The following is a 6,641-nucleotide window of genomic DNA, read 5'->3' on the forward strand; positions in this document are numbered from 1 at the left end:
TCGGCGTTGCTGCCTGACGGCATGGCCACGTACTGGGCCTTGCAGAACCAGAGCATCTCGTCCTGCACGCCGGCCTGGATCTGCCTCAGGTGCTGGCGCAGGGCCTCCGCTCCGGTGATGACCTCAAGCAGCTGGCCGGCGTCGTGCCTGCGCATTGTGTCCCGGTAGGACTCGACGAGGCGGGCGGCCTCGATCCGGGCCAGCTCCAGTGCGTCGGCGCTGCGCTTGAGCCGGGGCAGCAGTGCCACGTCCGGGGGAGCGGCCCGGAACACCCGGGGTGTGCCATCCGTATGACTTGCCAGGCCCTTGGAGGCGAGTGCGTCGAGGATCCGCGCGGCGTCCGCGTCGGACAGACCGGCACGTGGGGCCAGGTCCGCCGGGGTGGCCCTGCCGGATGTGACGAGCAGCCGGTAGAGGGCCTCCTCCTCGTGGGAGATGCCGGTGACCTCCAGCACCATGGACGGACTCCCGGGATCTTGGACTTCGACGGTTGAACACCGTACTGCATTGGAGGCGTAGAGCAAGGGGGCACACGTCAGGGCACGCGCCCCGGGGGATTTACCTACCGATACAGGGCGTAGGCGCGCTGCACCGGCTGGCAGACCGTGTGCCCGCGGCGTCGCGAGCTGTGACGCACAGGGTCACCCAGCGCCGGTGGCCGCGCGGCTGAGGGTGTCCGGGTCGGCCGGGCATGCTGGATGACAGCTACGCCGTACTGCGCCGCGTCGAGCACGACGCTGTTTAGGCGACCGTGGGCGTCGAGGGTCGTACGGACAAGACCTTCGGCAGCGTCGGGGGCGCCCGCGTCAGACGGATACGCAAGTGCGCCGGTCTCGCGCTCCAGGCGCTACAGCGGGAGCTCCCGGCGCTCGGAGGCCACCGCATGATGCCCCTCCTCGCGCAGCAATCGGGCGGTGGCCCCGCCGATGCCGGAGTCGGCGCCGGTCACGATGACAACTCTGTCCTTCAAAATTGCTCAGTTTTCTGTTGGGAGAGCACACAGGAGCCGACCGTGGAACTGGTGTGTCATAGGCTCAGTCCATCGTGCCGCGCGTCCCGAATGACCCGGGCCGGCCACCCAGACGTACGGCCTGAAGGGCGATGTACAGCTCGGCGGAGCACTCCGCGTCGGTGGTGCGGCGACCGGTCAGTTCGGCGATGCGGTTGAGGCGGTACAGCACCGTGTTTCGATGGCAGTGCAGATGGTCGGCCGCCGCCGTGGTCGATCCGCCGCCGGCGAACCATGCGTGCAGGGTCTCCAGCAGGGTGACCTGTTCTTGCGGGGGCAGGGCTAGGAGGGGGCCGAGGACCGCCAGGGCGACTTCCTCTGCCGTGTCGGGGGAGGCGGCCGCCAGGAGGGACACCGGCGCGCTGCCGTACAGATGGGTGCCGTTGGTTCCATGTGGCAGGCACTGTACGGCCAGTTGAGCCTGCCGCCAGGCCGCCGGGGCTTTCACGGGCGAGGTGAAGGCGCGGCTGACCCCGATCCGGGACAGAGCGATGTCGGACAGCTGGCCGATCGCCGCCGCGATGGCGTGCTCACCCGGGAGGGACAGCAGGCCCACCCACGCCCCTATCTGCTGGATCCACTCGGAGCCGATTCCGGCGGCACGGAGGCGGCCGCGCACGCTGGGCAAGGGCTCGACCCCGTCGTGGACTTCGGCACAGACCACCAGATAGGGGCCTTGCCGGTCAAGGTCCAGGACGCGGGCGATCTCCCATGCGCTCGCGTTCGTGCCGGCCCTGCCGTCAAGCAGGGTGGTGAGCATCATGCTGCGGGCCGTGGCGTCACGACGTGACTGGTCCTCGACGGTTGCCCGGTAGGCGTCGGCTGCCGCACCGGAGTAGTCGTCGATGGCCGCCCACATGTCGGAGGCCATGTGCAGCAGCTGGACCATGCTCTCCTCGTCGACGGCCAGCGCGAGCAGCCGGTCCCAGACGAAGCGGCCGGCCAAACGGTACGCGTGCAGGAGTGCGGCCAGCGGAATGCCCTGTTCGGCCTTCAGGCGCCCAGCGGCACGGGGCGCCTCCAGCGTCCTGGGCCGCCCCTGCAGCGTCGCGAACATCGTCGACAGGTTGTCGCGCACCACCGCGCGCAACTGGTCCCGGCCGGGAAGCGTGCTTTCGGCGTACGAGTGCTCGCCTCCGAGGATCTTGTCGGTGAGGTCCTCCGCGAGCCGGTCCACCTCGGTCAGCAAGCGGCCGACCAGTTCGACGACCCGGTCGCCTGCCCTCAGCTGCGTCGCCACGGCCTCAGTGTAGTCGGCGGGACTGTGCACCGGCACAGTCCCGCGTCGCCTTCTCCCGCCCCCTGCCTATGGCCGAAACCCGCGGTGAGCGGTGGAATCACCGGCGGCGGTGCCTCGCCGTGGCCGCGCACATGGGGCGTGTGCACAAGTCATGGCGGATCGGAGGAGATCACATGGACAGCAGCAATGCGCGTTGTCGGGAGGACAGTTGACGGACAGGGAGACGCGCTCTTCGCGAACAAAACAAGAGCCCGGAACGGCCGGGATGGGGCGTCGCAGATTCCTCGGATATGTGCTGGCCGCGTCGACGCTGACCGTGGCCGCGGAACTCGGTGAGGCGGTGCTCGCCCCGGACGAGGCGGCGGCGGTTGTCCCCTCCCTGCCGGGGCCGGCAGAGATCTACGACCTCAACGACATGCTCACCGACGCGGCGCTGCCGACGACGAACCTGATCACGATCCGTGTCGACGCCGACGGTACGGCCTCCTTCGCGCTGCCCCGGGCGGAGGTCGGGCAGGGCATCACGACGTCAAGCGCCATGCTGATCGCCGAGGAACTGGACCTGCCACTGGACCGGATCCGCGTCATGCTCGCCGACGCCCGGCCGGAACTGCTGTTCAACCAGCTCACCGGCGGCTCCAACACCACGATCTCCACCTTCACGCCGATCCGCGTCGCCGCGGCGGTGGCCCGGGGGCGGCTGCTGAAGGCGGCGGCCCTGGAACTCAGGGAGCCCCTGGACGCGCTGACCGCCAAGGCCGGGGTGATCACCTCGTCGGCCTCCGGTCGCAGTCTCACCTATGGCGAACTGGCGGAAAGGGCCGCCTCCATGACCGACAGCCAGGTATCGGTCGAGCTCAAGGAGGCCGCGGAGTTCGAGGTCATCGGCACCCCGCAGCGGCGCATCGACGCGTTTCAAGCGGTGACCGGCCGCAAGAAGTTCGCCATGGACCTACAGGTCATCGACGCCCTGCCGACGATGGTGTGCCGGCCGCCGACGGTCAACGGCACTGGGGGGTCGGTGGCGAACCTCGCGGAGGTGCGGGCCATGCCCGGCATCACCGACGTCGTGACCGTCTCCACCGGGGTCGCGGTCCGCGGCCGTACCTTCGGTCAGTGCATCGACGCCGTGCGCGCGCTGAAGCTTTCCTGGGGTCCGGGAACGGCCGAGGGAAAGAGTGACGACACCATCCGTGACGAACTCCGCAAGGCGGAACTCCCGCTCCCTGCACTGGGCTTGCTGACCAAGTCGGTCGACGCCCGGTTCACCTTCCACTTCGCGAGCAACAGCGCGCTGGAGACCAACTGCGCCATCGCCGACGTACGGCCGCACTCGGCCGAGATCTGGGGAAGCCTGAAGTCCCCGATCGTCGCCCAGGAGCAGATCGCGCTGAAGCTGGGACTGCCCGTCTCCGCGGTGAAGGTGCATGTCACCGAGGGCGGGGGCTCCTTCGGGCGGAAACTCTTCCATGACGCCGCAGCCGAGGCCGCCGAGATCTCGCAGGCGATGGGCAAGCCGGTCAAGCTGATGTGGCACCGCACCGACGACTTCCGACAGGGCCGCACCCACCCGATGGCCACCTCGCGGGTGCGTGCCACCTACGCGCTCGGCCAGGTGCTCACCTACGACCAGAGGCACACCTCCGTCGCCACCGACTTCGGGCACGGAGTCGGCGAGATCATCACTGCCGAGGCCGCGCGACTGCCCGTCGGCGATCTGACCTTCTCCGAGACGATCTTCGCGCTCAGTCAGCAGACGCCGTACCAGTTCGGTGTCGTCACCCAGTTGCTCAGCGAGACCGACAAGGGCTTCCACACGGGCTCCATGCGCAACATCTACTCCCCCAACGTGCGCTGCGCGCAGGAACTGGTCGTTGACGAGCTGGCCAAGCGGATGGGCAAGGACCCGTACCGTATGCGCCGCGAGTTCCTAAAGGAAGAACGGGCGCGAGCCGTCCTGGACAAGGTGGCCGACCTCGGGGAGTGGGGCCGCAGCATGCCCGCCGGTACGGCGCAGGGCATCGCGCTCCACCCCGAGTACCACGCCTTCGTCGCCGTCCTCGCCGAGATCGACTGCCGACCGGAGACCACCGGCCGCAAGGTCCGCGACGCCTACACCGGCCCCCGTGTCACCAAGGTCGTGTGCGCCGTCGACGTCGGCCTTGCCATCAACCCGCGAGGGCTCGAAGCGCAGATGATGGGCGGCATCATGGACGGCATCGCGATCACCCTGAGCTCTGGCCTCCACCTCGACAACGGGCATTTCCTGGAGGGCAGTTGGGACAACTACTTCTACACCCGGCAGTGGAACACCCCACCCGAGCTGGAGATCGTCGTCATGCCGCCGACCACCGGGCAGCCCGGTGGTGCGGGCGAGCTGGCCGTGGCGGGCGCGGCGGCCGCCGTGGCCTGCGCCTACGGCCGTGCCACTGGCACCATGCCCACCAGCTTCCCCCTCAACCACACCGGACCGCTGGGCTTCGAGCCACTGCCCACCACCCCGCCGATCCCCGCGTCGCCCACCGACGGCCTCGACCGCGCCTTCTAGGAGACCCTGTGCCCGAACACACCTTCATCCTCAACGGCAAGCGGATGACCGTCGACATCGAGGACGATGTCCGGCTGCTGTGGGTGCTCAGAGACGTCCTCGGTGTCACCGGACCGAAATACGGCTGCGGGCTGGGCGTCTGCCAGGCCTGCACCAGCCACATCAACGGCAAGGCGTTCAACCCGTGTTCGGTGCCGGTGAAGGACATCGGTGCCGACGACGAGATCACCACCATCGAGGGCCTGCCCGCCACGGTCGGCAAGGACCTGCACCCCATGCAGGAGGCCTGGCTGGAGTACGACGTCGCTCAGTGCGGCTACTGCCAGCCCGGCCAGATCATGACCGCCGTCGCCAAGGTCCGCCAGGCCCGCGAGGAGGGCCGCGAGATCACCGAGGCCGACCTCGACGAGATCCGCAACGTCTGCCGGTGCGGTACCTACCACCGCATCCGCGAGGCGATCCAGGCCGGCGCGAAGAAGTACTGAGGCGCCGTGCTGGAGCTTGCCGAGCAACTTGCACGGTGGTGCGCCGAGGGTAGGGCGTTCGCCGTGGCGACCGTCGTCTCCGTCTCGGGGAGCGCACCCCGGCAGCCGGGAGCGGGGATGGCGGTCGACAACGAGGGAACGGTGGTCGGGAGCGTTTCCGGCGGATGTGTGGAAGCGGCCGTGTACGAGGCATGCCGTGCGGCCATGGCGTCCGGTCGCAGCGAGTTGCACCGCTTCGGGTACTCCGACGAGGACGCTTTCGCGGTCGGCCTGACCTGCGGCGGGTCCCTGGAGGTCTTCGTCCGGCCGGTCGACCCCGGTGACTCCGGGGAGTGGGGGACCGGGCTGAAGCGGGCAGCGGCCGTCGAGGTACCGGCAGCCGTGGCCAGCGTCATCGCCGGTCCCCCCGGACTCGTCGGGCGGGCGCTGTGGCTGACCGGGAGCGACGTCGCCGTCGGTGGGTTCGGGGATACGGTTCTGGACGCCGCCGTACAGGCCGAGGCCGCCGCGTTCCTGGAGGCCGGGCGAACCGGCACCGTCGAGTTCGGTGCCCGAGGCGGCCTGTGCGGGACGCCGCTGCGACTCCTGGTGGAGTCGAGGGCGTCGCCGCCGAGGATGCTCGTCTTCGGTGCCGTCGACTTCGCCGCGGCCGTGGTGCGCGTCGGCAAGTTCCTGGGCTGCCACGTCACCGTGTGCGACGCGCGCCCGGTCTTCGCCACGGCGGAACGGTTTCCCGAGGCCGACGAGGTGATCGGCGCGTGGCCGCACCGCTACCTGGACACGCAGACCCTGGACGGGCGGAGCCTGGTGTGCGTCCTCACTCACGATCCGAAGTTCGACATCCCGCTGCTGTCCCGGGCACTGCGCCTTCCGGTGGCCTATGTCGGCGCCATGGGGTCACGCCGCACTCATGACCAGCGGCTCGCCCTCCTCCGGGAGGCCGGTGTCACCGAAGCACAGCTCGCGCGGCTGCACTCACCGATCGGGCTCGACCTCGGCGCGCGTACCCCGGAGGAGACGGCCGTGTCGATAGCGGCCGAGATCGTGGCTGTCCGCCGCGGCGGCACGGGCACACCGCTGACCGGCGGCGTCGGTCCTGTTCATCGTCGGCGGGCCTCAGATGCAGCGCGCTCTCCGAGATTTCGCTGAGCGTGGTCAGCAGCCGTTCGAAGAGGACCGCGTCCCGAGCCCGAACACGCTTCTTGGCGCTGCGTCGCGCGACTCCACGTCCGCCGGCAGACCTGACGCCGCCGTGTCGTCCTCTTACCTCTGATCTTGGCCAGTGCTCCGCCCTTCAGGGCGGGGGTGAAGGCCATCCTTGGGTCGGAGGCGCGGAGCGCCGGAGTGCTCTGCGCCTCC

At 69.7% G+C, this 6,641-nt stretch carries 6 protein-coding genes; 3 read left to right on the forward strand and 3 right to left on the reverse strand.

Going from position 1 to position 6,641, the window contains the following annotated elements; translation table 11 throughout:
* The 3 genes from ACFYX0_RS46110 to ACFYX0_RS46120 all read right to left on the reverse strand — a co-directional run.
* A partial coding sequence (locus tag ACFYX0_RS46110; protein WP_388981396.1) for a TrmB family transcriptional regulator occupies window positions 1–458 on the reverse strand: 458 nt, incomplete at its 3' end.
* 389 nt (window positions 459–847) lie between these two features.
* The gene (locus tag ACFYX0_RS46115; RefSeq protein ID WP_388981399.1) at window positions 848–949 is read right to left on the reverse strand and encodes a hypothetical protein; all 102 of its coding nucleotides are present in this window, start codon (window positions 947–949) and stop codon (window positions 848–850) included.
* Between the two features lie 85 nt (window positions 950–1,034).
* On the reverse strand, window positions 1,035–2,249 hold the full coding sequence (locus ACFYX0_RS46120; RefSeq protein WP_388981403.1) for a PucR family transcriptional regulator: 1,215 nt from the start codon (window positions 2,247–2,249) through the stop codon (window positions 1,035–1,037).
* Between the two features lie 265 nt (window positions 2,250–2,514).
* Between ACFYX0_RS46120 and ACFYX0_RS46125 the strand changes: the two genes are divergently transcribed.
* From ACFYX0_RS46125 to ACFYX0_RS46135, 3 genes are read left to right on the forward strand one after another with little or no spacing between them, the layout of a single operon-like run.
* The gene (locus ACFYX0_RS46125; protein WP_388981406.1) at window positions 2,515–4,797 is read left to right on the forward strand and encodes a molybdopterin cofactor-binding domain-containing protein; all 2,283 of its coding nucleotides are present in this window, start codon (window positions 2,515–2,517) and stop codon (window positions 4,795–4,797) included.
* Between the two features lie 8 nt (window positions 4,798–4,805).
* Window positions 4,806–5,282, forward strand: coding sequence for a (2Fe-2S)-binding protein (locus ACFYX0_RS46130; RefSeq protein WP_388981409.1), 477 nt, complete (start codon window positions 4,806–4,808; stop codon window positions 5,280–5,282).
* Window positions 5,283–5,288: 6 nt separating this feature from the next.
* Window positions 5,289–6,431, forward strand: coding sequence for an XdhC family protein (locus ACFYX0_RS46135; RefSeq protein WP_388981411.1), 1,143 nt, complete (start codon window positions 5,289–5,291; stop codon window positions 6,429–6,431).
* The last annotated feature ends 210 nt before the right edge of the window (window positions 6,432–6,641 follow it).

It is taken from the genome of Streptomyces sp. NPDC002573, from assembly GCF_042889625.1.
Classification (GTDB): Bacteria; Actinomycetota; Actinomycetes; order Streptomycetales; family Streptomycetaceae; genus Streptomyces; species Streptomyces gibsoniae.

Coding starts and splice junctions, on each gene's coding strand:
- ACFYX0_RS46125 (WP_388981406.1), top strand. CDS start 2,515: ATGGGGCGTCGCAGATTCCTCGGATATGTGCTGGCCGCGTCGACGCTG.